General features: G+C 47.7%; 21 protein-coding genes and 1 riboswitch. Of the genes, 9 read left to right on the top strand and 12 right to left on the bottom strand.

Annotated features, from left to right (window positions below; genetic code table 11):
* Positions 1 to 83: 83 nt before the first annotated feature.
* The gene (locus ACM1ND_RS02055) at positions 84 to 458 is read left to right on the top strand and encodes a MerR family transcriptional regulator (protein ID WP_023986717.1); all 375 of its coding nucleotides are present in this window, start codon (positions 84 to 86) and stop codon (positions 456 to 458) included.
* Here ACM1ND_RS02055 and ACM1ND_RS02050 read toward each other — a convergent pair.
* Complete coding sequence (locus ACM1ND_RS02050; protein WP_023986716.1) at positions 455 to 1,120, bottom strand: methionine ABC transporter permease; 666 nt, start codon at positions 1,118 to 1,120, stop codon at positions 455 to 457. The two genes, ACM1ND_RS02055 and ACM1ND_RS02050, sit on opposite strands and share 4 nt — an antisense overlap.
* On the bottom strand, positions 1,117 to 2,139 hold the full coding sequence (locus ACM1ND_RS02045; protein WP_023986715.1) for a methionine ABC transporter ATP-binding protein: 1,023 nt from the start codon (positions 2,137 to 2,139) through the stop codon (positions 1,117 to 1,119). The genes ACM1ND_RS02050 and ACM1ND_RS02045 overlap by 4 nt, the downstream gene beginning before the upstream one ends.
* 263 nt (positions 2,140 to 2,402) lie before the next feature.
* Here ACM1ND_RS02045 and pdaA point away from each other — a divergent pair, with 263 nt between their 5' ends.
* Positions 2,403 to 3,200, top strand: a complete 798-nt coding sequence (gene pdaA, locus ACM1ND_RS02040) for a delta-lactam-biosynthetic de-N-acetylase (RefSeq protein ID WP_023986714.1) — start codon at positions 2,403 to 2,405, stop codon at positions 3,198 to 3,200.
* 161 nt (positions 3,201 to 3,361) lie between these two features.
* A complete protein-coding gene (locus ACM1ND_RS02035; RefSeq protein ID WP_075153609.1) occupies positions 3,362 to 4,129 on the top strand; it encodes an HAD-IIB family hydrolase in 768 nt (255 codons plus the stop codon).
* A gap of 71 nt (positions 4,130 to 4,200) precedes the next feature.
* Here ACM1ND_RS02035 and ACM1ND_RS02030 read toward each other — a convergent pair whose 3' ends face one another.
* Entirely contained in the window at positions 4,201 to 5,898 is a 1,698-nt protein-coding gene (locus ACM1ND_RS02030) for a glycoside hydrolase family 13 protein (protein ID WP_023986712.1), read from the bottom strand.
* Positions 5,899 to 6,170: 272 nt separating this feature from the next.
* Here ACM1ND_RS02030 and ACM1ND_RS02025 point away from each other — a divergent pair, with 272 nt between their 5' ends.
* On the top strand, positions 6,171 to 7,262 hold the full coding sequence (locus tag ACM1ND_RS02025) for a hypothetical protein (RefSeq protein ID WP_023986711.1): 1,092 nt from the start codon (positions 6,171 to 6,173) through the stop codon (positions 7,260 to 7,262).
* Positions 7,263 to 7,569: 307 nt separating this feature from the next.
* Here the strand turns inward: ACM1ND_RS02025 and ACM1ND_RS02020 are convergent, their stop codons facing one another.
* The 6 genes from ACM1ND_RS02020 to ACM1ND_RS01995 all read right to left on the bottom strand — a co-directional run bounded on the left by ACM1ND_RS02020 (position 7,570) and on the right by ACM1ND_RS01995 (position 15,069).
* A complete protein-coding gene (locus ACM1ND_RS02020) occupies positions 7,570 to 8,358 on the bottom strand; it encodes an SDR family oxidoreductase (RefSeq protein ID WP_075153607.1) in 789 nt (262 codons plus the stop codon).
* 18 nt (positions 8,359 to 8,376) lie between these two features.
* A complete protein-coding gene (locus ACM1ND_RS02015) occupies positions 8,377 to 9,534 on the bottom strand; it encodes an SMP-30/gluconolactonase/LRE family protein (protein ID WP_023986709.1) in 1,158 nt (385 codons plus the stop codon).
* Between the two features lie 31 nt (positions 9,535 to 9,565).
* Positions 9,566 to 10,579, bottom strand: coding sequence for a zinc-dependent alcohol dehydrogenase family protein (locus tag ACM1ND_RS02010; RefSeq protein ID WP_023986708.1), 1,014 nt, complete (start codon positions 10,577 to 10,579; stop codon positions 9,566 to 9,568).
* Positions 10,580 to 10,975: 396 nt separating this feature from the next.
* The gene (locus ACM1ND_RS02005; protein ID WP_028541210.1) at positions 10,976 to 12,037 is read right to left on the bottom strand and encodes an EAL domain-containing protein; all 1,062 of its coding nucleotides are present in this window, start codon (positions 12,035 to 12,037) and stop codon (positions 10,976 to 10,978) included.
* Between the two features lie 275 nt (positions 12,038 to 12,312).
* A complete protein-coding gene (locus ACM1ND_RS02000; protein WP_418026980.1) occupies positions 12,313 to 14,415 on the bottom strand; it encodes a bifunctional 2',3'-cyclic-nucleotide 2'-phosphodiesterase/3'-nucleotidase in 2,103 nt (700 codons plus the stop codon).
* 219 nt (positions 14,416 to 14,634) lie between these two features.
* Positions 14,635 to 15,069 (bottom strand): pyridoxamine 5'-phosphate oxidase family protein, encoded by a 435-nt coding sequence (locus tag ACM1ND_RS01995; RefSeq protein WP_279835083.1) that lies wholly within the window; start codon positions 15,067 to 15,069, stop codon positions 14,635 to 14,637.
* A gap of 270 nt (positions 15,070 to 15,339) precedes the next feature.
* Positions 15,340 to 15,449: riboswitch (TPP riboswitch) on the top strand.
* Positions 15,450 to 15,640: 191 nt separating this feature from the next.
* Between ACM1ND_RS01995 and ACM1ND_RS01990 the strand changes: the two genes are divergently transcribed.
* A complete protein-coding gene (locus ACM1ND_RS01990) occupies positions 15,641 to 16,684 on the top strand; it encodes an ABC transporter substrate-binding protein (protein WP_023986704.1) in 1,044 nt (347 codons plus the stop codon).
* Between the two features lie 7 nt (positions 16,685 to 16,691).
* Here the strand turns inward: ACM1ND_RS01990 and ACM1ND_RS01985 are convergent, their stop codons facing one another.
* Positions 16,692 to 16,874, bottom strand: a complete 183-nt coding sequence (locus ACM1ND_RS01985) for a hypothetical protein (protein ID WP_144390571.1) — start codon at positions 16,872 to 16,874, stop codon at positions 16,692 to 16,694.
* 242 nt (positions 16,875 to 17,116) lie between these two features.
* Between ACM1ND_RS01985 and ACM1ND_RS01980 the strand changes: the two genes are divergently transcribed.
* Genes ACM1ND_RS01980 through ACM1ND_RS01965 form a run of 4 tightly spaced genes read left to right on the top strand, consistent with a single transcriptional unit; the run spans position 17,117 to position 20,043 of the window.
* Positions 17,117 to 17,410, top strand: coding sequence for an MTH1187 family thiamine-binding protein (locus ACM1ND_RS01980; protein ID WP_016818835.1), 294 nt, complete (start codon positions 17,117 to 17,119; stop codon positions 17,408 to 17,410).
* Complete coding sequence (locus tag ACM1ND_RS01975; RefSeq protein ID WP_023986702.1) at positions 17,407 to 18,183, top strand: ABC transporter permease; 777 nt, start codon at positions 17,407 to 17,409, stop codon at positions 18,181 to 18,183. Before ACM1ND_RS01980 ends, ACM1ND_RS01975 begins: the two co-directional genes overlap by 4 nt.
* A gap of 44 nt (positions 18,184 to 18,227) precedes the next feature.
* Positions 18,228 to 19,178, top strand: coding sequence for an ABC transporter ATP-binding protein (locus ACM1ND_RS01970; protein ID WP_418026979.1), 951 nt, complete (start codon positions 18,228 to 18,230; stop codon positions 19,176 to 19,178).
* The gene (locus ACM1ND_RS01965) at positions 19,171 to 20,043 is read left to right on the top strand and encodes a TatD family hydrolase (RefSeq protein ID WP_418026978.1); all 873 of its coding nucleotides are present in this window, start codon (positions 19,171 to 19,173) and stop codon (positions 20,041 to 20,043) included. The genes ACM1ND_RS01970 and ACM1ND_RS01965 overlap by 8 nt, the downstream gene beginning before the upstream one ends.
* Positions 20,044 to 20,225: 182 nt before the next feature.
* On the opposite strand, the gene nfsA is transcribed toward ACM1ND_RS01965, so the two are convergent.
* Together nfsA and ACM1ND_RS01955 are read right to left on the bottom strand one after the other, a co-directional pair.
* Positions 20,226 to 20,969 (bottom strand): oxygen-insensitive NADPH nitroreductase, encoded by a 744-nt coding sequence (nfsA, locus tag ACM1ND_RS01960; RefSeq protein WP_023986699.1) that lies wholly within the window; start codon positions 20,967 to 20,969, stop codon positions 20,226 to 20,228.
* A 285-nt stretch (positions 20,970 to 21,254) separates the two neighbouring features.
* A complete protein-coding gene (locus tag ACM1ND_RS01955) occupies positions 21,255 to 23,711 on the bottom strand; it encodes a heavy metal translocating P-type ATPase (RefSeq protein ID WP_418026977.1) in 2,457 nt (818 codons plus the stop codon).
* Positions 23,712 to 23,781: the final 70 nt, after the last annotated feature.

Raw genomic sequence — 23,781 nt, 5'->3', positions numbered from 1 at the left:
AGTTTCGAAATAAGAAACAACAAGAACGCCCTATCCATTTACATAGGGCGTTTCTTGATCAGAAATCAGGAGGTGAAGTCTGCATGTTGATCGCAGAAGTAAGCAAAAAATTCGAACTATCTCAGGATACACTCCGCTATTATGAACGCATCGGACTTATTCCGCGTGTGAACCGTAATAAAAGTGGAATCAGGGATTACACGGAAGAAGACTGCAGATGGGTTGAATATATCAAATGCATGCGAGGCGTAGGGCTTCCCATTGAAATTTTGATTGAGTACGTTAGGTTGTTCCAGCAGGGTGATGAAACGATAAATGCTAGAAAAGAACTCCTAATGGAGCAACGTAAGCAGCTCATTGCAAAAATGGCAGATATGAACAACGTATTGGAACGCATGGATTATAAAATTACAAGCTATGAACAGACAATAGGTAAAAAAGAAAAACATCTAATTTAACCCCTACGTGCTTTGCGGGAGAGCAGGTTCCCCAAGGACTGAACACCTTGAACAAACAAGACTAGAATGATGACGGTAATCAGCATAACCAGCGTATCAAAACGTTGATAGCCATACGCGATCGCCAGATCGCCAATTCCGCCTCCACCGACCGCACCAGCCATAGCAGTAGCACCAATCAGACCAATAGATGCTGTCGTTAACGACAAAATCAGAGAACTGAATGCCTCAGGAAGCAAAAAGTATCGAATGACCTGGAATGGAGTCGCCCCCATCGCATCTGCTGCCTCCAGTATCCCCGGATTCACCTCCAACAGCGAGTTTTCGACCAGCCTGCCGATATATGGCGCAATATATACAATCAAGGGGACAATTGCCGCACTGGTCCCAATGGATGTATTCACAATCAGACGGGTTAACGGAATGATCGCAATCAGCAAGATAATAAACGGTAAGGAACGAACAATATTAATGATCGGATTCAAAATATTATGCAGCCATTTGTTCTCCAGAATTCCACCCGGACGAGTGATGACGAGTAAAATACCGATAGGGATACCGATCAGGGCACCAATGAATAATGATATGCTGACCATGAGCACGGATTCATACAAAGCTTCCCACAGTTGATCCCAGGTGATCGTAGTTCCTGTAATCATCATAGACTCTCTACCTCCTGAATATGGACTCCTTTGCTCTTGAGAAAATCAACAGCCTGCTGAACGGCATGCTGTCCGCCGCGCAGTTGGATCGTCATATAGCCAATTGTCGTTTCTTGAATCTCCGTCATGTTGGCAAACAAAATGTTCACGTGGATATCATGCTGCCGAATCAATTCATGAACCACCGGATCAGAAGCAACCTGCCCTATAAATTCCAGCTTGTATATTCGCTGCGATTCTTGCTGTTCGAACGTTTGCAGCACACTCTCGGGTACCGTATCGTGAATGACCGTGCGTACAAAGCTCTGTGTCGTTGGGTGCTGCGGCTGCCCGAATACCTCCAGGACATTGCCCTGCTCGATGATTTCCCCCTTTTCCATTACGGCTACCTTATTGCAAATTCGCTGAATCACCGACATCTCATGGGTGATGATCAAAATGGTGATCTTGTATTCCTTATTGATTTTGCGAAGCAAGTCGAGAATTGACTGTGTGGTCTGCGGATCAAGTGCCGAGGTTGCCTCATCACAGAGCAAAATGGACGGGTTGCTCGCAAGCGCCCGTGCAATCCCTACACGCTGCTTTTGTCCGCCGGAAAGCTCGTTGGGATAGCTATTCGCCTTGTCGGACAATCCTATGAACGCCAAGAGCTCTTTTACACGCCCCTCTATTTCCCGTTTGTTGCGCTTAAGCAGCACCAACGGAATTGCAATGTTGTCGAACACTGTTTTCGATTCCAGCAGATTAAAATGCTGAAAAATCATTCCGATCTTCTTCCTTACCTTCCGAAGCCCAGAGGTCGAGTAGGTATTTAACTGCTCCCCCTCAACAAGAACCTCTCCGCTGGTTACCTTCTCCAGACGATTGACCAAACGGATCAGCGTACTTTTCCCTGCACCACTGAATCCGATAAATCCGAAAATATCTCCTTTATCCACTTTGATATTTATATTTTTTAACGCTTCAATACTTAGACCTTTTCTCACATAGGTTTTGGATACATTCCTAAGTTCAATCATGAGTCCTAACTCCTTCCGTTCTCACAAGTATGTAAGATGTCTCTGAGCTGATTGCTTTTCTTTGGCATGAACGATCGAATTAAATCCGAGTATTCTAGTAAGTTTTATAAAGTATACTACTTCGATTTAATATTCATGTCAATATGTGTTTTGAGTCTGGTTAGTCCATGTCCTTGCATAAATCAGCATGGTATTGCAGATGGTATGAAATATGCCGAAGCATACACACCTTACCCGAACGGGACGGAAGCGGAGGAACATAGATGAAGCGAATATTTACCTTGTGGCTATGCGTTGCAGTTATGGGGATGTTGGCAGTTACGGCGGAACCCGCATGGGCCACTCAGACTGTTGACGGACAGCCTTATCATTTTGGATTTAAAAAAAGTAAGGGAGGGGAGCTGCCTTCTATCGCACAAGAAGGCTTTATGCACCTGATCGAAAGACAAGGTGGCATCTTTCTGGGGGATACGACTAAAAAAGAATTATTTCTCACTTTCGACAACGGCTATGAGAATGGGTATACTCCGAAAGTGCTGGATGTATTGAAGGCCAAAAAGGTCCCAGCCGCCTTCTTTGTGACAGGGCATTTTGTAAAAGACCAGCCTGCTTTGATGCGACGCATGGCAAGTGAGGGTCATATTATCGGAAACCATTCATGGAGCCATCCTGATATGAGCACCATTTCTTCGGCAGAGATCCGGTCTGAGCTGGATCGGGTACGAAATGCATCGGCAGAGCTAACCGGGCAAAAAGAAATGAAATATGTCCGGCCGCCTCGCGGCATTTTTAGTGAAAAAGCATTGGCTTCCTGTCGAGAAGCCGGATATACGAGCGTATTCTGGTCTGTAGCTTACAAGGACTGGGACACAAATATACAGCAAGGAACGGACTATGCCTATCGTCAAGTCATGCGTCAGCTCCATCCTGGTGCGGTTATTCTGCTCCATTCCGTATCCAAGGACAATGCCGAGGCGCTTGCTTCTATCATCGACGAGGCTCGCAAGCAAGGGTATGAGTTTAAAAGTCTAGACGACCTTAAGGTGAAACATTATCACTAAATAGTAATTGAATTTAATGAGTCGATATCATAATGAGCCCGATCCACACCTGCCCATGGTAGCCAGTGTGAATCGGGCTTTTTAGTTTACGACCAAGGAAGGTAATGGATATAATGACTGTAAGAAATGAATTGGAAAGCACTATTTTTTGGAGGTATATCATGCATTTTGTATTTGATCTGGATGGAACGATTTGCTTTAAGGGTCAGTGTGTGTCGGATAAGATCGCAAGCTGTCTGGAACAATTGTCCCGATCGGGACATGAAGTCATTTTTGCCTCGGCACGGCCGATTCGCGACATGTTACCCGTACTTCCTAAACGCTTTCACACCTATGCTCTGATTGGTGGCAACGGCTCTATGATCTCCCAACAAGGCAGTATAACTCACGTGGAATCCTTTTTACCAGATGTGAAGAATGCCTTGCTCGCACTACTGGAGGAACACCAAACCACCTACCTGATTGACAGCGAGTGGGATTATGCATATACGGGTGCAGCTGATCATCCTATACTCAACAATGTGGATATCAGCAAGTTGGCGCAAAAGCTGCCTTTGGCTTCCCTGAAATCCATCGTAAAAATGCTCATTTTAACTGCTGACGATATGGATGAGCTGGCCGCCAAGCTTTCGCCGCTCGGCGTGGTCATCCATCAACACCGTAATGAACAAGTGCTGGACATCAGCCCACAGAATATCCACAAATGGAACGCACTTCAGAAGCTTGGTGTGCAGCCCCGTCAATTTATCGCCTTCGGCAATGATGCGAATGATATACCGATGTTCAGGGAGGCACACCATGCTGTCATGATTCATCACCATGCTGAACTGGCTGCCTTCGCGACTGAATCGATCCCTAATGAGGGGGAAAATCAAGAAGACCTGATTATCGCCAAAATACGTGAGTTGGCTGAAACAGTTACCATTTAGCCAAACGCCAAGAAAGGGAAGGTCTCTCTATGAACCTTCCCTTCCTTTTACCATTCTACAGATAGCAACGCCTATTGCACGCTTAGCTTATACACTCGGGCTTCATAGGGGCGCAGCTTCAAGGCGTGCAGTTGTTCCCCTTGTACCGGCTCGTAGTTGGACAACAGCAACTCCGCCTTAGCGACAGGAAAGTCCTCCTCGGGCCAGTGGTACACCGGATCACGATCAAAGAAATTCAAAATGACCAGCAAACGCTCTTCTCCCAGCAAACGAGTGAATACATACAGCTCCGTATCTAGCGGCAACAGCAGCTTGTATTGGCCATAGACTATGACCTCATGTTGTTTGCGCAGAGCAATCAACTTGCGATAATAGTGGAAAATCGAGTCCGGATTATTTCTTTCTGCCTCTGCATTAATGTGTGTGTAGTTATCATTAATCTTCATCCACGGCTCTCCATCGGTAAATCCGGCTGAAGGTCCAGCATTCCATTGCATGGGAGTACGCGCATTATCCCGACTTTTCCGCCAGATCTCTGCCATAATCTGTTCCTCAGACTCACCGATCTTCCGTTGCTGCTCATAATAATTCAACGTTTCCACATCCCGATAATCATCAATTGACGGGAATGCGATATTCGTCATGCCAATTTCCTCACCTTGATAAATATAAGGCGTACCCTCTAACATATGTGTGAAGGTTGCCAGCATTTTGGCTGACTCTACGCGATATTGTCCATCATTAGCAAATCGCGAGAGGGCCCGCGGCTGATCATGATTGTTCAGATAATTGGCATTCCATCCTTCCTCATGGAGCACTGTCTGCCAGCTGCTCATTATTTTTTTCAGCTCCACCAGTGTCCACGGCTTGGGTTTCCATTTTTCCGTCCCTAGCCCTTGTGCATCAATAAACATGTGTTCAAACTGGAAAACCATATTCAGCTCATGCCGCTGGTCCCCCACATAATCAAGCGCCTGTTCCGGTCCTAAACCAGACGTTTCGCCAACTGTCATTAAGGGATAACGCTCCAGTAATTTTTCATTCAGCATCCGTAGAAGTACATGTACCTGTTCTAGATTGGAAAAGAGCTGATAGGCACGTACCAAGGTTCGTTTGTCAGGATTATCGGCATCCGGTAGCCCTTCGGCTTTGACAATATGGGCAATGGCGTCAAAACGGAAGCCATCCACTCCCTTTTTCAGCCACCATTCCACCATGCGGTAGAGCTCGCCCACCATCTCTTTATTTTCCCAGTTCAGATCTGGCTGATGCTCGGAATATAGATGCATGTAATATTCGTCTGTAAGCTTGTCATATTTCCACACTGAACCGGAAAAATACGATTCCCAGTTGTTTGGATATCCGCCATTTTTGCCTGTTCGCCATATGTAGTAGTCCCGCTTCGGATTATCCTTGGACGAGCGTGACTCCGTAAACCACGGATGCTCATCCGATGTATGGTTTAATACCAAATCCATCATGATTTTGATGCCTCGTTCATGCGCCCGGTGAAGCAGTTCGTCAAAATCCTCCATTGTTCCAAACTCATCCATAATGGCATAATAATCGCTAATATCATATCCGTTATCGTGATTAGGCGATTTATATACCGGACAAATCCAGATTACATCAATACCCAGCTCACACAAATAATCCAGCCTGGACAAAATGCCTCGCAAGTCTCCTTTACCGTCTCCGTCAGAATCCTGAAAACTGATCGGGTAAATCTGATATACAACGGCTTCCTTCCACCATATTTTTCTAGGCATGTTTCCCTCCTGTAGCTTCTCTGTACATCCAATAGCTTATGCTCTTAACATACACGCAATACCTGTCTGCGAATCGTTGGTGTAGGGGAACAAGAGTCTTGTAAGCTTGCTTCGACGCATTAGCAGAGCCTCTATAACCTACGGAGATTTATTTTAAAAAAATATTTTGCAAAACAGGTTGTAAAAGTGGATCTGGCGTTACCTATATTTATGAGCTGCCCATATACATGTACTCAAAGCGGTGCCACTTTTGAATAAAAGGAGGAACTTACATGAACCATCGACCCAAGGAGCCAAAGGATCTGATTGTGGAAACTACTGTGATCCCGCCCAACATCCATGTGGATGTGGAGTCAGCCACTGAGGGGGGAACACGCCGCCTGATGCTTAGCGATAACCCGGAGACGCTTACCCACGTGACGGTACCTACCGAGCAAGCCACCCTGTGGCATGATGTGGTTCGCACGACAACCCGAACAGTCAAACATCGCATTTTCGGCTGGCATTATAACAAACTCGGCAGCGCTGTTAAACTGGGCATCACCGTAGAGAACAGAAGCGCCGCTAAACTAGAAGTACGACATATTGAACGTGCCCTTAAGATTGTGCCTGAGGACGGCAACTGGATTATAGATGTCGGGCAGTCTATTGCCAAAAGCTGTTTGGCGGGTACGATGGAACGTCTGAAGCCAGCAGACCGTCATAAATTCGGCAAAAGCACCGCCCTGCTGGAGGAATTTGAGCTGCCCGAAGGATCGCTGGCCGGATTCATCTATGACCTCACAGTAGAATTTGCTGAAGGCCACGGTACCTTGGATTATGTGATTCGCACCGTGATCAGCAAGGATACGCAGACCGATCTGCGCCAGATTCATACGGATGCGCTTCCTCCCGTACCTCCACCACAGGCGCATCCACGAGGGGTGTGGTCTTTTTCCGAAACGAATGCGCGGATGCCAGAGTACGTGGTCGGGCAAAGCGCCAACTACCGGGCGTGTGCCACCAAAAAGCTGAACGGCGAGACTCCTGCCGATCTGCTGTTTACCGGGGCACGCAGCGAGCTGGGGCCTGCGCTAGATAATCGCGGACAATTCGGAACCATATACAACGCGACGATTCCCATCGTTAATGACAGTGACGAGGTACGTATCGTACGAATCTATGCCAATCCACGTGGGGGCGCGTTCGCCGGGTCTGTGCGTGTGGATGATCGTGTATATGGTATCCCTCTGCTACGAGATAATACCAAGGTATGCCGATTGGCTGATATCAGCGTCCCTCCCGGCAGATCTAGCTATGATCTCAGCTTCATGGTTGCAGGGAGCGCAACCACACCCTTGGGGCTATACGTCATTACACTATAGCTGTGCTCACGATGACTGAATGAGCGAACGTGGAGCCAAAATTTTCACAGAATATGGTCTGCTCTATAGTAAATGGAGCTGTCCCAAAGCTGGTTTTAAACTTTATTGGACAGTCACGCTTCGTCATTAGTATAAAAAAGCGCGAGTGCAAGGGTTATTCCCCCCTGTAGCTCGCGCTTTTTGGTTCATGCTCACCCATTTGAGCAGGTTATGGTCAAGCGAAGGCCTGTAGTCCTCTTCGCCGCCATACCCGGCATCGGCGATGACCATCCCCGGTTACCCGGTTTGTGTCAGAATAAATATCGCTCTATTTGAACCGCTGGACCTGCCTCGAAGGCATAATGGTCAACTCTGGAATATTGACATGCTCCGGTTGCTCTAGTGCATAAAGGGCAGCTTCTGCAACATCATCGGGATGCAGCGGCAAAACGCTCGAAGCAAACGCCCGAATTTCCTGCTCGGGATATCCGGCCACCTGCGAAAATTCCGTCGCCACCGCCCCGGGGTGAATCGCAGTTACACGAATTCCTTGCGTACTGGTCTCCAAACGCAATGCGGAGGCTATGGCACTAACGCCGTACTTGGTAGCGCTGTATAGTCCTCCTCCGGCAACCACTTCCTTCGCTGCAATAGAGGAGACAATGACAACATCCCCCTTGGCCTGTTCCCTCATTGGCTGAAGTCCGTACTTCAGTGTCAGAACAAGACCGTGCACATTCGTCTTGTAAAGCTCCTCCCACCTTTCCAGTTCCACTTCTGCCAGTGGGCTTCGATACCCGAAGCCGGCATTGGCAACGATAATGTCAAGCCGCCCCCAGCGTTCAAGAATGGCGTGGACCGCCTGCTGTACGTCTTCAGCTTTTTGGATATCGGCAGGTATTGCCATGACCTCGTACAACTCCTCTTGGTTCAAGTCGCGAACCAATTCATCCAATCGCTCCTGACGGCGTGCCAATACAGCTACATACGCGCCTCGCTTTGCCAGTTTTTTTGCAATTGATGCCCCAATGCCGCTGCTTGCGCCTGTTACCAAAGCTACTTTCCCGGCCAGGCTTTCCTTCGCTTTCCAGGATAATCTCAATTCATCCAATATCATATTATACCCTCCCCAAGCTTATTTGGTTAAAAGCACACGATGAACACCCTGGCTGCCTCCAGGAGCTGTACCTATATATAAATATCCGTCATGGTTTACAGCCGTGGTTACCCCATAAAGCGAGCCTTCAGGATCATGCCAGCTTCCGATAAGTTTACCCTGCGGATTAAGCTCTATAGCAAGCCCATGCTTCACAGGTGCGCTTGCACCGCTGAGCAGCGATTGAGGCAATTTGGCCATCATTCCAGCCAGCCATGGGCTTCCATGCATCTGATCTACAAAGGGAATACGTGTCGTGAAGAGACCGACCCAGAAATGGCCTTGATCATCACGCGTAATGTTATCCGGAAAACCGGCGAGATTATCCGCAAAAATATCCGAAGTTCCCTTCTTCGGCCCTTTGAGCCAGTATCGGGTCAATTGGTAGTGATACGACTCTGCCACAAGCACAAAATCTTCGTCCGCAGACAAGGCAACCCCGTTCGCAAAATAAAGGCCTTCCAACAGAACTGTCGTCTGCTTGGTCGCCGGATCATATTTCAGCAAACGTCCATGTGGCTTGTTCTCGGCGATTTCTTTGAAGACTACACTGCCATAATTGGAGGTGTCAGAAAAATAAATGGTACCATCTTTGGCAATATCCAGCTCGTTGGCCAAATAGATCGGTGTGCCGTCGACTTGATTGGCCAACACCGTCACGTTTCCGGAAGGATCTACCGACAGCAGCCCCTTCTTAACATCCGTAACGATCAGATTTCCACTTGCGTCAAACATAAGTCCATTGGGCGTTCCTTTGGTATCTGCATATAGCTGGGCCTTTTGCGGATTGCCCTTTGTATCAAAGGCAACCTTATAAATTTTCCCGTCGGAGTCTCCCGTATATAAATTTCCTTCCTTGTCAAAGGTGATAAATTCCGGAAACTTAGGGGCAATTGTAACAAGCTCTGCGGAGCTGAGTTTGTTGTTTTGTTGCCATGGACCCGCTTGTTCAAAAGAGGGGGCCGAAGGTGCAAGCCATTTTGCAGGCTGGACAGGGGAAGGGATGAGCATAAGAATAACCATTCCCAGAAGGATTACCGCCAACAGCGATAATCCGGTTCTGCGTACCCATTTACGCGGTTTCTTAGTCTTTCTTCCTTGAGAATCTTTGACAGATAAATCGGGTTTACTGGGCATTAGAGTGCCTCCTATGTGATGTGAATAATATTTATAATTGAACGACGATTTTACCGAAATACTGTTTTCCTTCAGCCAAAAGTGCGAAGGCTTCGCCGATTCGGCTGAGCGGGAATACCCGGTCAATGACAGGATGTAAACGATGGCGGGAAATGGCACGATTCATGTTTTCGAAATGTTCCCGGTTACCGACTTGGCTGCCGCGAATCGTCGCAGCCTTCTGCAAAATGCTGGTGACATCAAACTCAGGAATAGTCAAGCCCGATAAGAAGCCGACCATGTTCACAGTCCCTCCGGTACGAAGTGCATTGATGGATTGCGCCATTGTTGCCGCTCCCCCTACATCCAGGACATGGTCGACTCCGCCGTCTGTCAGCTCCAGAACCACCTTATCCCACTCGGGAACTTCCGAATAGTTGATTGTCTGCCATGCGCCGAGATCCTTTGCCCGTTCCAGCTTGTCATTGCTGCTCGATGTGATAATTACCCTTGCTCCCGCCATCAGAGAGAATTGAAGCCCAAAGATGGAAACACCGCCTGTTCCTTGCAAGAGCACCGTATCCCCCGCTCGCAGCCCACCGGATTCCATCAGCATGCTCCATGCGGTTAATGCTGCAATCGGCAAGGTGGAAGCCTCCTCCCAAGAAAGGTGATCCGGAATGGCGACGACCCCTTCTTCATGCAGAACGATATATTCAGACGCCACTCCACTGAGCGGGCCTCCCAGACTGTCCTTTAAGACCTCCGCTCTCGTGCTCCCGCCAATGAATTTCTGTTGTAAATTTGCCGCTACCCTTTGTCCAATCTGAAATTTTGTCACCCCTTCGCCCACAGCTACAATTTCACCCGCTCCATCAGATAACGGAATAAAGGGAAATTGAATGCCGATCGGCATTAGCCCGTTGATAATCACCAAATCACGGTAATTCAGGGACGCTGCCCTTATGCGGATCAGAACTTCCAGCCGTCCCGGCACCGGTATGTCAAGTTCCGTCAAGGTTAACTCTTCAAAGCCAAAACCGTCTTTCAGTTGCACTGCTTTCATTTTGGTTGTCCTCCCTGTAATGTTAAACTTTTTACCTAGTATGGATACAGTGTATTGCGAAAGAAACACCGTTTCTTATACAATACACTGTATCCAATTGTCTTCAAGACGTCAATCTTTACTTTAAAAATAAAAACGGTCGTAAACTGCCTCCGGGCTTTTAACGTTCCTTACCAAGTAAAATTGGAGACTAAGTGGCTTCGCTTGTCCAGAACTTACTCAGGTGGGCAAGCAGACCAAAAAACGCGAGTTGCAGGGGTGAAATAACCTCTGCAACTCGCGTTTTTTACATTAATGGTGATAAAGCGCTGTCCAATAGAATTGGAATTTGCTTATGCCACAGCCTTATTTAAGCTCCAATTTTTATAAACTACGTCTACTTAAATTTGTTCCTGACTATATTACGCTACTAAGCATAAAATTGGAGGGCGGACCAGGCTCCGGCTTGCCAAACAAATAACCCTGAGCCAGTGACACACCTGCTTCACGACAAAATTCAAAATCCTCCATCTGCTCTACGCCTTCAGCCAACACTTGGCCTCCAAAACGAAAAGCCGATTCTACAATCCCTGTAATTTGCCGCTTCTGATCACTGTTACTATGACAGCCGTCAATTATACTGCGGTCAATTTTAACATAATCCGGCTGAAGGCAATTCATAAGCTCTGTCGTAGAATAACCTGCCCCCACATCGTCCAGGGCAACCGAAACTCCTCGATTGCGATATTGATCAAAGATATGATGCAAAAAATTAAGGTCGTCTATCTCTTCCGTTTCTACGACCTCAAATACAAAATCCTTCGTACTCATGGATAACCGATCAATCGTCTCAAAGGTGTGATTCAAGCAATAAGCCGGATTATAAATGGTGGAAGGGAGAAAGTTAATAAAACGTTTAATTCCCGCCGGAAGGCATGTTGCACTTTTTTCAATAGCGGAAATACGAGCCGAGCGATCCAGATGAGCATGCAAGCCAGCTTCACGGGCGATTTCAAACAGCCGGAAAGGCTGAAAAGGTCTCTCTGCATGTGACGGACGCAGCAAAAACTCAAACCCGATAATATCCAGCTTGTGATCAACAATAGGCTGCATATGGCTGGAAAAACTTTGATCCTTAATAATACTCACGATATCTGGATGTTGCAGTCTGGCTTGCAATTGACTAAATAAAAGCCAGTCCTCATATCCTTCGATATAATGCAAGCCCGTTACCACAACTTGCATATGGTTCAGGTATTCCTGCGGCAGATGAGCCAGTCCGTTAACCAACTGTTCCAGCTCTGAACGGCTGTCAAAGCGAAACTCTATGCTGCCCTCACGTCCATGTTCCTGCTTCAGTTGTTCCGATAGCATACCCAAACCATCTAATGCTGGAGTAAGCGACACCCTGGAATGCCTAATTCTGAGCAATCCTTGATCCTTAATAGGTAATATGATGCTGCAATTGCTGCATGTCATAATGGTCCTCCTCGGAACAATTTTCCGGTTTTTTCACCATTATATCACAAATAACTAGAACAAAAGCACTATATAATTACGTGTTTTTACAAAAAAGTAGCTTATTCTTAACGACAACTTAGGACTTAAGTACATATTCGACAAAAATCAGAAAACTTTTTGGAATCATGATAAATTCGGGGCTGTTGTTTTTGGCATCAAAAAAAGCAGCAAATCTCTTGGTTAAAGAGACTTGCTGCTTCATTCTGATATTGAGTGGAAACTAAAATCCGAAGTTATTTGGACGCCTTCGGCTTCGTTGTTTTAGCTGGTTTAACAGCTGCAGGTTTGGTCGTTTTAACAGCTGGTTTTGCTGTTGCTTTCGCGGGAGCCACAGCTTCCTTTACAGGAGTGGTTGCTGCACTAGGCTTAGCGCCAGCTTTTAAGCTGTATTTGGCAAAGCCGTCTGCCGCGCTGCTCAAGTATGAAATTTGTTGATTTCCTGCCAGCACGTCTTTGGCATCAGGAGAGGACTCGAAAGTAACCTTTGCCTGACCAAAAGGAGCAATAGACCAATTGCCATCCGCCGATGGATTAATCGTTCCGTTCGTACGGATATAGTCAATAATGACCTGGCGACTTTCATCCGGTGCTGCCATCACAATTCGTTTGCCATCTGGGTTAGCCAGTTTGGATGAGGAAGCACGATAGTTATTGGTGGCTACGATAAATTTCTGCGCAGGATCAATAGCCTTCCCATTGTATTGCAGATCCTTGATACGATGAGCTGAAGAATCAATAATCGTTCCCTTGGCATCATATCGTGCAGGCTGAGTTACATCAATCTGGTAATTCACACCGTCAATGACATCAAAATTGTAGGTTGGGAAATCTTTGTTGATCAGCGATTGCTCCTCAGTTTGCTTTGGATCAATGCGGTTGAACTGACCTGCAGACCACTCCAGCCATTCCTGAATTTCAGCACCGGTCACTTCTACAGCATGAACCGTGTTCGGATACACATACAGGTCGGACACGTTTTTAATCGCTACCGTACCTTCAGGAATGTTTGTGTAATACTCGGCTCCGTTTCGACCACCGGCCTTGAATGGAGCGCCTGCCGACAATACGGGAAGATTTTCGTATTCGGTCCCTTTAAGATGGTTTTGAACATACCATTTCTGTGCATTCGTCACAATTTGAATGGAAGGGTCATCCTGCACTAATGCAAAATAACTGTTAATCGGTGCAGTCGTTGTTCCAACAGGTTGGCGAACATAATCCAGCGTTCCTTGATGCTCTTCCTTGATCGAATCTGTCAGTTTGTAGTCAGGAGTAAACTGCACAGCCTGGTTAGTGGTACTCACAACCGGACGTACTTCAGACTGAGAGTTAGTTACGTTCCACTCGTGGTTTCTCTTTTCCAGACTCAGGTCAATAATACCCAGCTCCTTGCCCCATGAGGAAGCCTCCACAGCCGGTACGCCGTTAATGGTTCCTTTATCTAGATCTACACCCTTCATTTCTTTAAAATCAGGGCCGGGGAAAGATTTATGAGCATGCCCAAACAGAATAGCGTTAATTCCGTCCACCTGGCTTAAATATTTAACGGCATTCTCCATCATTGGCGTTTGCGGCACATCCTCATAACCTGTGTGCGCAAGCACGACAATAATGTCAGCACCTTCCGTCTTCATTTGAGGAATAAACTTTTTCGCCGTTTCCACAATATCCTTCGTAACGACTTTATCCTTCAAATTGGCTTCATCCCACTGCATAATTTGTGGTGTGACCAAACCGATGACGCCCACTCTAAGGATGTGCTCTTGGCCCTTCTCGTCCGTTACCGTTTTATCAAGAATTCGATAAGGGGTAAAATAATTTTTAGTAGCTTGCCCCCCCTTGTCAACATAAACATTCGCATTTACGTAAGGAAAATCGGCTCCCTTGAGCGATTTCTCCAGAAAATCGAGACCGTAGTTGAATTCGTGGTTACCCACTGTCGCCGCATCATAGCCCATCAAGTTCATCATCTTGTAGACTGGATGGACACCGCCTTCTTTTTCATAGGTTTTGTTTCTGGCCATATAATCGCCTAATGGATTGCCCTGTAACAAATCACCGTTATCGAACAGCATGCTGTTTCTTGTTTCACTACGCGCCTGTTGGATCAAACCAGCTGTGCTAATCAAGCCATATTCGTTGGTTTCTTTGTCTGAATAGTAATCATAGTTCATCAGCGACGCATGAATATCCGTTGTTTCCATGATCCGCAAATTCACCGTAGCGCTATCGCGAGAATCGCTAGCTGCCCAGGATGGAGCGGCCGAAAACACCAGCATGCTACAAGCCACAACTGCTGCTGTAAACCCTTTAAACCAATTTTTACGAAATAACAAAATATACCCCTCCTCATTAAGGTGTATGCCTCATATACATACTTTTGCACATATATGTAAGCCTTGAACCCACCATTTCTATTTTAATCCAACGCCAGATAAAAGAGTAGTCATTTACTTAAATTATTTATGAAAAAATAATTAATTTTCTCAAAAATAAAAACCAGCAAACCTCCTAAAAAACTCGGAGATTCACCGGCTTATCCATTTATATTCGTATTACTTCTTCCAAACCTGGCGCTCAGATTGCTGACCCACATACTCAATGCGTGTCGGATTCACGTCCAGAATGACATAATCGGGATCATCCGGTCCGGAAAACCATTCCTTCAAGGAATCGTTCCACACTTGTTTGCGCAGCCCCTCATCAGTTGTGATCTGGACGGTAGCCTCCACTTCTACGACTTCCTTCGTACCGCCAACTTCATAACCCAGCAGCAGATAAGCATTCGGATTGTCCTTTAGCTCCTCTACTTTATGCGTTTTGCGATCTGTCGCCAGATGAATGTTCATTCCATCGTTAAAAAGGGCCATATAGCGTACTTTCGGTTTGCCACCCTCTACCGTACCTAACGAGCAAAATTTGTTGTTATCCAAAGCCTTCACAATGGCTTGTTCCAGTTGGTTGCGATCCAATGTTTCCGTTTTACCCACAGTACAACAACTCCTTTTCACGAATTAGAATTCTCTACGGCCACGCCATTGGGCACCAGCCCATCTGAACCTACTTGCGTAGCTGTTCTGAAAATAACATGACCGGATCGAATCGAATTGATTCATGCTCATTTTCAGATCAAAGCTCACAGTAAAAGTGTACCCTGTGGTTCGGCAAATGAACCGTCACCTCTCCCTTCATGCTGGACAGACCCGCATTCAAGGCATATAATCGTCGTAGTAAACCCGAATAAATGAACCCATTAAACCATACAATGCCAGGGGTGCTGGAATCGGCCGGCTGAGAGTGTGTCCCAAGACACTGACCCTTACAACCTGATCTGGGTAATGCCAGCGTAGGAATGCTTAAGCAAGATGTGCCTTTTTTACATAGGACCATCCCTTACTTTGGTATATACAAGCGCAAGCGTCCCGGAAACTCGGGGCGCTTTTTTTGTTGAAGATTAAGTTGTTGGAAAGATCGCATCCGGCAGATGTTATTTTTAGAAAATGGGGAACTTAAGCTGTCTGATTGGACGGATAACGGGTAATTAAAGGAGAGAACACAACGATGAAGCGCATGAAAATATTAAGCCTGGGACTGATCAGTCTGTGGCTCATGGCCCTGACCCTGACCGCTTGCGGTGGAAGTCCCCCCACATCCCAAGAAGCGGCTCCCGCTACCGACACTCAAACGTCTACTCCGGCAAAGGGGCTCAAAGATGTTAAAGTCGTGCTCGACTGGACACCCAATACGAATCATACGGGACTCTATGTCGCTAAGGACAAAGGATTTTACGAAAAAGCGGGTTTGAATGTCCAAATTGTTCAACCTGGTTCAGGCGGAGCTGATCAAATGGTTGCTTCTAATGCTGCACCTTTTGGTATCAGCTACCAAGAAGGCGTCACACAGGCTCGTACGCAAGGCGTGCCGCTTGTATCCATCGCTGCGGTGATTCAGCATAATACCTCAGGCTTCGCAGCCCCGGTAGATCGTGGAATTAAGAGCCCGAAAGATTTTGAAGGTAAAAAATACGGCGGTTGGGGCTCTCCCGTAGAAGAAGCGGTCATGAAATCCATCATGGATTCAGACAAAGGCGATGTGAGCAAAGTGAAGATCATCAACATGGGCAATGCAGACTATTTTACAGCCGTGAAGCGGGATATCGACTTTGCCTGGATTTTCTACGCATGGACCGGAATCGAGGCCCAGCTTCGAGGTGAGCCATTGGATATGCTGTATGTAAAAGATTATTCCAAAAGCCTCGATTACTATACACCTGTAATTGTGAGCAACGAACAGACAATAAAAAATGATCCCGAGCTGGTCAAAGCGTTCATGGACGCTACCGCACAAGGCTATGAATACACTATCGCTCATCCGGAAGAAGCCGCAGACATCTTAAGCAAAGCTGTACCGGAGCTGGATAAAAAACTGGTACTTGCCAGCCAAAAATGGCTAAGCCCGCGTTATCAGGACGATGCCGCGCAATGGGGTGTGCAAAAACCGGAGGTATGGCAAAACTATTCGGACTGGATGTACGAACGCAAGCTGCTCAGCAAGCCTTTGGAAGTCGATAAAGCCTTCACAAACGGTTTCCTGCCCAAGCGTTGATCATTTGTTAAAACGCTAAATAAGACTGAACTAGAGAAGTGAACGAAGCGCCACTACGCAGTCGGATGGTGCTTCCCATCGCTGCTGTACCCAGATTTCTTTTATAAATATCCAGAGGTTGAAATCTGGGTACAAAGGCGAATGTTAACGCTTGTACAGCACCATTCCGCCCACTTCGTTCTCGTTCCACTTGGTTTATTCTTTAGTTTCTCATATTATCTAAGCGCTAAGTAGGTGCGCTTGTGTGTTAAAAATGCCACACAAACCAGCTTTAAAAATAGGGTGTTTTTAAGGCGGTTGGCAGCGTAGTGGTTCATTTGAATCTGGAGAAGCGCAGCGATCGTAAGATCAAATGAAACGCGAAGCGGTCTCCCCGCCTTAAACCACCATATTTTTTTAATAACACTCCAAATAAAGGACAGGTGAATTTGCATGGCTAACACACTGCTCAGTATTCAAGTAATCCCTAAAACTCCTAATAACGAGGACTCTTACCCGTATGTAGATAAGGCGATCGAGGTCATTCAGCGCTCCGGTGTCAAACATCAGGTGAATCCATTGGATACGACCATGGAGGGCGAGCTCGACGAGTTGCTGAAAGTGGTTAAAGAAATGCACGAGGCTTTGACGGAAGCGGGCAGTCCCAGCGTCATTTCACAGATCAAAATCGCACATAACCCACAAGGCATCAGCATGAACAAGCTGACCGAGAAATATCGCCCATGAATCCGAAAGGCAAGAACGCATCCTGGTGGAAAAGCGTATGGCCGCCCTTTGTGGCGGTCCTCTTCTTTTTAGCGGCCTGGCAGGGGGCGGTTTCCTATTTGCATGTTGAATCCTGGCTGCTGCCTGCTCCATCCCTCATCGTACAAGAGGGCATAGCCCAGACGGCGCTGCTTGGTGCCCATACATGGGCTACGATTCGTCTGACACTTGCCGGATTCGCGATAGGGACAGCAACGGGACTGTTGATCGCCATCGTTCTTCATACGATTCCTTTTCTCAAATCCGCCCTGTATCCGCTGCTTATCCTGAGCCAAAACATTCCAATCATCGCCCTGGGACCGCTGCTCATGGTGTGGTTTGGTTTTGGGGTGCTGCCCAAGCTGATGGTCATTACCCTAGTATGCTTTTTTCCTGTGGCTGTAGCGGCCATGGACGGGCTGACTCGAACAGACCGTACGATGATGAACTATATGCGGATGTCGGGTGCAAGCCGCATGGCTATTTTTATGAAGCTGGAGCTGCCACATTCCCTGCCGCAAGTCTTTTCTGGCGTTAAAATTGCTGCTACCTATAGTGTGATGGGTGCGATCATTGCGGAATGGATCGGAGCTAGTGAAGGAATTGGATATTATATGCTGCTGCAAAAATCGGCCTATCGCACGGACCTCATTTTTGCCGCCATCGGCATTATTGTTGCACTCAGCTTACTCATGTTTGTGGTTATTTTACTACTGGAGAAATGGCTGGTTCGCTGGAAACCCGATCGAGAGTAGCTTCCTCCTTGAATTACATACAGCAAAGAAAGGACGTGGCGCGTATGAGTCTGCATCCGACTGACTTATCATCATACAACGTGGCTAATGAACAACGAACCGGGGAACAGCAGAGTCCTTCAACCGCTCCTCCTGCTTTGGAATTGGACGGGATCAGCCTCGCCTTCCGCGAAAAGCGAAGCCTACTGCCCGTACTGCAGGATGTATCCCTCACAGTCAAGCCAGGAGAATTCGTTTCCCTCATTGGTCCGTCAGGCAGCGGCAAAAGCACGCTGTTTCACATCATCGGCGGGCTACTCAAACCACAGCAGGGACGTATCCGTATGCACGGACGGGACATGACTGGTGAACGTGGGCATATCAGCTATATGCCGCAGCAGCCCGCCCTTTTCCCGTGGCGTACCACGCTGGACAACGTACTGCTTGGGCAGGAAAATGCTCCACGTAAAAATACAGCAGTACCCCCTCAGTACGCCAGTGAACGCGAGCGTCGCAAAGAAGCCTTGCAATGGCTCGAACAGGTTGGACTTGGTAAATTCGCCAAGGCGTATCCACATACGCTGTCTGGTGGAATGCAACAGCGCGCAGCCTTTCTTCGCGCACTGCTCAGCCCACAGGAATTAATGCTGCTGGATGAGCCGTTCAGCGCACTCGATGCGCTGACACGTGCAGACATGCAGCAATGGTTATTACGGATGTGGGAAAAGAACCGCCGTTCTGTGCTGTTTATTACCCACAGCATTGAAGAAGCGTTGCTGCTCTCCGACCGCATCTATGTGCTGTCGGCGCGACCTGCTTCAGTGGTGCATGTCGTAGATGTCTCTTTTCCCCGCCCGCGTAGGGAAGAAATCACCCTCGATCCGCTCTTTATTGAATGGAAGCGGACCATGACCAGCTGGATGCGCGAGGAAAAACATAAACTGGACGGCGACATGGACAATGCTCAGAGCGTCCACAAGAATATCCCAGAAGATGGATTGAATCGACATGAGTGACGTAAAAGTTCGATGTGCATTGAAATGGAACAGCCAAACAAAGCCAGTCTTGGATTTGACCGCAATTGGACCCGCTCCATTGATCGACGCGCATATTCATGTAGACAGCTACCCGCCCGAACAACAGGAATTATTGCTCGCTTCACTTGCCAATAGCAGCGTCCAAGCCGTGATAGCCGTGTCGATGCATCTGGGCTCCAGCCGAGCCAATCTGCAGTTAGCCAAGCGTTACCCCGGGCTGGTACGACCAGCCTTTGGCTTTCATCCCGAACAGGCTCTTCCACCGCAAGCTGAGCTTGAACTCTTGTTCAACTGGATGGACGAACATGTACAGCAGATGGTCGCCGTGGGTGAAGTCGGCTTGCCCTATTACAATCGGCTGGAAGCCTCACAGAGCGGTTCACCTTTTGACCTCGCTCCCTACATAGTGCTACTAGAGCGCTTTATCCAGTTTGCAAGCAAGCATAACAAGCCCATTGTCCTGCACGCCGTTTATGAGGACGCAGACATCGCCTGTGACCTTTTGGAACGTCATGGCATCACACAGGCGCATTTTCACTGGTTCAAGGGCTCTACCGCCACGATCGAACGTATGGCCCGGAACGGCTATTATGTCTCCTTCACACCGGATCTCTTGTACGAAGAAGAGATCCGCAGTTTGGCAAGACAGTATCCGTCTGATCAGATCATGGCAGAGACAGATGGTCCTTGGCCGTTCGAGGGACCTTTTACTGGACAAGAGACACATCCCCGGATGACTGCCGACGTCATTCGTGCGTACAGCAAACTGACCCATCAAGATGAATCTGCCGTCCGTCAATTATTTTATGAAAATACGAGACGCTTTTACTCACTATCTGATTGATAAAGGCATACCAGCTATTTACTGACTGGAAGGTTTACAACCACAACATGCAACCAAAGCAAAGAACCTCCTTATTTACGCGGGACTTCATCATACGTAAATAAGGAGGTTCTTGTATTTTCAAACGTATATAGCTCAAATACTACTTGTATTTTGCAGAGTTTTTTGTCGCCACTCAGCTTTTATTGCTTCAAGAAACCCTTCTGTTCCAAAAATGGCTTCAACTGCAAGCGCGCTGGCTCGGTCAGTCTCGCAGCCATTTGCTCAGACCATGGCGTAGAGCGTTGACCGCCTGTACGTTCCTTCAAATATTCCGCTGATGTGTGATCGTATACCTCTACAGCTTTCATCGTCTGATTTTTGTCGTAACCGTTCATATGCAAAACACCGGACAGTGGAAGACGTGGACGCAAGCCCGTTTCCTGATCCGGTACACCAATACACATACCGAACACTGGATACACCAGCTCTGGCAACCCTAACAACTCAGATACCTCTGCTATTTTAGTACGAATGCCGCCGATGTAGACGATGCCCAGGCCCAGTGATTCAGCGGCTACCGCTGCATTTTGTGCGGCTAACGCGGCATCAATGGTCGCAACCGTATAATTTTCAACGGAACCTTCATAGGAAGGCTGACCTGGCTGATGGTGTAGTGTGACCTGCTTCAGACGGTACAGATCTGCGCACCATACCAGAAACGCGGGGCATTGCTCAACGTAAGCCTGTCCTCCTGCCAACTCGGCCAGTTTTGTTTTTAAAGAAGGCTCGGTAACGGCAATAACGGTATATGCCTGCACATTACTGGACGAGGAAGCCATTTGGCCAGCTGCCACAATAGCTGCGAGCTGCTCGTCGGTAATGGGGTCTGACTTGAATTTTCGCACAGACCGGTGGTTCATCAACAAGGAAATCGTATCATTCATGACTGCTTCACTCCTAATCCATAATATAAGCTCTTTATCTACTTCAAGCTGTGAGTATACGAAGAAGTTCTTGCATGCTTGCTTGGCACTCCTACAAATATTATGGAACTTTCGCGAATGATAAGCAACCTGACGTGATGAAAGTTGAATGGTTTAAAAAAACAAACGCAACAAAAAGCAAGCACGCAGAAAACCAATTGTGCGTACTTGCTCTATACTCTGATAATAACTTTATCTCGCAACAGATGTCCGACAGTACGCTATCCTGCTAATACATCCATACATTTACAGCTTCACCCGTTGGAGACGCAGTGCATTCAGCACGACCGAAACAGAGCTAAATGCCATGGCTGCTCCCGCCAACCATGGGGCAAGGAAGCCCAAAGCGGCAATCGGAATACCGATCACGTTATAACCGAGCGCCCAAAACAGATTTTGCCGTATGTTTGTCATGGTCCGGCGGCTCATTTCGATCGCATCAGGAATGCTGTTCAGGTTGCCGCGCATGAGGGTAATATCCGCCGCCTCCATTGCCACATCCGTTCCCGTGCCCATCGCCATCCCAATATTAGCAGTAGCCAGCGCAGGCGCATCGTTAATACCATCCCCAACCATAGCTACGATCATGCCCTGCTCCTGAAGCCGTTTCACTTCTTCAGCCTTTCCTTCAGGCAGCACCTCCGCCAGCACTCGTTCAATTCCAGCCTCGGCGGCAACAGCCCGCGCAGTCCGTTCATTGTCACCCGTAATCATGATCACTTCAATGTTCATCGCGCGCAGACGGGTAACTGCCTCCCGTGACGTTTCTTTAATCGTATCCGCCACGGCCACCAATCCAGCATAGGCACCATCCACAGCAACAAGCATCGCGGTTTTCCCTGCGCTTTCCAGCTCATTCATATGCTGCTCAGCTGAGTCATCTATCGCGATGCCTTCCCTGCTCATCAATCGGCGTGTACCCGCCAATACCTGCTTACCTTCCACATGCGCTTTCACACCATAACCCGGAATATTTTCAAAATCTGTCGGTCCTACCAGCTCAATGCCTCGATCTGCAATCCCCTTTACAATGGCTTCCGCCAGCGGATGCTCCGAGCTTTTTTCTGCCGCACCGAGCAAACGCAGCAAATCCTTTTCAGCCAAGCCGCTTGCTCCAAGCATAACATCCGTCAGCTCTGGCTTGCCATTCGTAACTGTACCTGTCTTATCCAATACCACTGCGTTGACTGAACGGGTCATCTCCAAATGCTCGCCGCCCTTGAACAGAATACCGTATTCAGCGGCACGTCCCGATCCTGCCATAATAGACGTTGGGGTTGCCAATCCGAGCGCACAAGGGCAAGCAATGACGAGAACTGCAATCATTTTCTCCAGTGAGCCTGCAAAATCAGTCGGCGTCACAAGGAAAAACCAGACGATAAAGGCCAACACAGCGATAGCAACAACAATGGGGACAAAAATACCGGAAATCTGATCCGCAATCCGCTGAATCGGGGCCTTGGAGTTTTGCGCATCTTCCACGACCTTAATAATACGGGCCAACGCCGTATCACCACCCACACGCTCAGCCTGGATACGTAGTACCCCGTTTTTATTGAGCGTCGCCCCTGTAACTGCGGAACCTGCTTCTTTTTCAACCGGAAGACTCTCACCACTTAACATGGATTCGTCCACTGCCGAACGTCCGTCCACGACCACACCATCGACAGGAATTTTCTCGCCAGGTCGTACAATAAAGATATCCTTCACACGTACCTGTTCGATCGGTATATCAAGCTCCTGTTCATCACGTACTACACGTGCCGTCGTCGCCTGTAGACTCATCAGGCTCTTGATCGCCTCGGACGAACGCCCTTTGGCTACCGCTTCAAACCATTTACCAACCAAAATAAGCGTAATTAGCACCGCGCTTGTCTCGTAATACAGCTCTGGCATGGTCATGACAGGCATTCCCGACATTCCCTCCATGACATCAGACGGACGCAGAGTAAGGTACAAGCTGTAAAAATAAGCCGCAGATGTACCCAGTGCAACTAACACATCCATATTCGAACTGCCGTTACGAAGCGCTTTGTACGCGCCCACATAAAACTGCCAACCAATGACGAACTGAATCGGCGTTGTCAGCACTAGTTGGAACCATGGATTCAAGAACAGTTCTGGCACATAAATCCATGATGTAAAGGAAAAATGAGCCACCATTGCCCACAACAACGGAAATGACAGCACTGCGGACACAATCCACTTCCATTTTTTACGATGGATATCCTTACTGCGCACATCCGCAATATTGTCCTCAGCGCTCTGCGGAATCGCTCCGTAGCCTAGCTGTTCAATCTTGCTCACCAGATCACCAACCGCAATACTTCCCGCTGCATATTCCACATGAGCTGTTTCCATCGCCAAATTTACCGTGGCACCTGTTACACCAGGCATCCGATTCAATCCCTTTTCAATCCGGGTTGCACAGGCCGCGCAAGTCATACCCGTCACATTCAGATTGGCTTCTTCACTTACAGTTCCAAACCCAAGAGAAGCAATTTTATCGCGAAACTCAGGGATCTCCACCTGCTTGGGATCATAGGATATCGACGCCTGCTCCAAAGCCAAATTCACATTAGCCTGTGCCACACCGTCTATTCGATTTAAACCTTTCTCAATACGGCTTGCGCAAGCGGCACAAGACATCCCCGTAATATGAAGCGTTGTCTGCTTGTCACCGTCGGTCGCACGGTTTTCCATGGTAATCCTCCTCCTATACCCCAGTGGGGTATATCATATCCAAAAAGAAAAAGCTTCTAATATGGAAGCT

It is taken from the genome of Paenibacillus sp. JJ1722, assembly GCF_048282685.1.
GTDB classification, from domain to species: domain Bacteria; phylum Bacillota; class Bacilli; order Paenibacillales; family Paenibacillaceae; genus Paenibacillus; species Paenibacillus polymyxa_B.
The sequence above is the reverse complement of the archived record's forward strand: the minus strand, read 5'-3'. Positions and strand labels throughout refer to the sequence as shown.

Bases quoted from the DNA above. Each gene is read 5' to 3' on its own strand.
- nfsA (WP_023986699.1), bottom strand. From the start codon at position 20,969: ATGAATGATACGATTTCCTTGTTGATGAACCACCGGTCTGTGCGAAAA.
- ACM1ND_RS02045 (WP_023986715.1), bottom strand. From the start codon at position 2,139: ATGATTGAACTTAGGAATGTATCCAAAACCTATGTGAGAAAAGGTCTA.
- ACM1ND_RS02005 (WP_028541210.1), bottom strand. From the start codon at position 12,037: ATGACATGCAGCAATTGCAGCATCATATTACCTATTAAGGATCAAGGA.
- ACM1ND_RS01965 (WP_418026978.1), top strand. From the start codon at position 19,171: ATGAGTGACGTAAAAGTTCGATGTGCATTGAAATGGAACAGCCAAACA.
- ACM1ND_RS01975 (WP_023986702.1), top strand. From the start codon at position 17,407: ATGAATCCGAAAGGCAAGAACGCATCCTGGTGGAAAAGCGTATGGCCG.
- ACM1ND_RS02025 (WP_023986711.1), top strand. From the start codon at position 6,171: ATGAACCATCGACCCAAGGAGCCAAAGGATCTGATTGTGGAAACTACT.
- ACM1ND_RS01970 (WP_418026979.1), top strand. From the start codon at position 18,228: ATGAGTCTGCATCCGACTGACTTATCATCATACAACGTGGCTAATGAA.
- pdaA (WP_023986714.1), top strand. From the start codon at position 2,403: ATGAAGCGAATATTTACCTTGTGGCTATGCGTTGCAGTTATGGGGATG.
- ACM1ND_RS02050 (WP_023986716.1), bottom strand. From the start codon at position 1,120: ATGATGATTACAGGAACTACGATCACCTGGGATCAACTGTGGGAAGCT.
- ACM1ND_RS01955 (WP_418026977.1), bottom strand. From the start codon at position 23,711: ATGGAAAACCGTGCGACCGACGGTGACAAGCAGACAACGCTTCATATT.
- ACM1ND_RS02030 (WP_023986712.1), bottom strand. From the start codon at position 5,898: ATGCCTAGAAAAATATGGTGGAAGGAAGCCGTTGTATATCAGATTTAC.
- ACM1ND_RS02015 (WP_023986709.1), bottom strand. From the start codon at position 9,534: ATGCCCAGTAAACCCGATTTATCTGTCAAAGATTCTCAAGGAAGAAAG.
- ACM1ND_RS02010 (WP_023986708.1), bottom strand. From the start codon at position 10,579: ATGAAAGCAGTGCAACTGAAAGACGGTTTTGGCTTTGAAGAGTTAACC.
- ACM1ND_RS01990 (WP_023986704.1), top strand. From the start codon at position 15,641: ATGAAGCGCATGAAAATATTAAGCCTGGGACTGATCAGTCTGTGGCTC.
- ACM1ND_RS02055 (WP_023986717.1), top strand. From the start codon at position 84: ATGTTGATCGCAGAAGTAAGCAAAAAATTCGAACTATCTCAGGATACA.
- ACM1ND_RS02035 (WP_075153609.1), top strand. From the start codon at position 3,362: ATGCATTTTGTATTTGATCTGGATGGAACGATTTGCTTTAAGGGTCAG.
- ACM1ND_RS01980 (WP_016818835.1), top strand. From the start codon at position 17,117: ATGGCTAACACACTGCTCAGTATTCAAGTAATCCCTAAAACTCCTAAT.
- ACM1ND_RS02020 (WP_075153607.1), bottom strand. From the start codon at position 8,358: ATGATATTGGATGAATTGAGATTATCCTGGAAAGCGAAGGAAAGCCTG.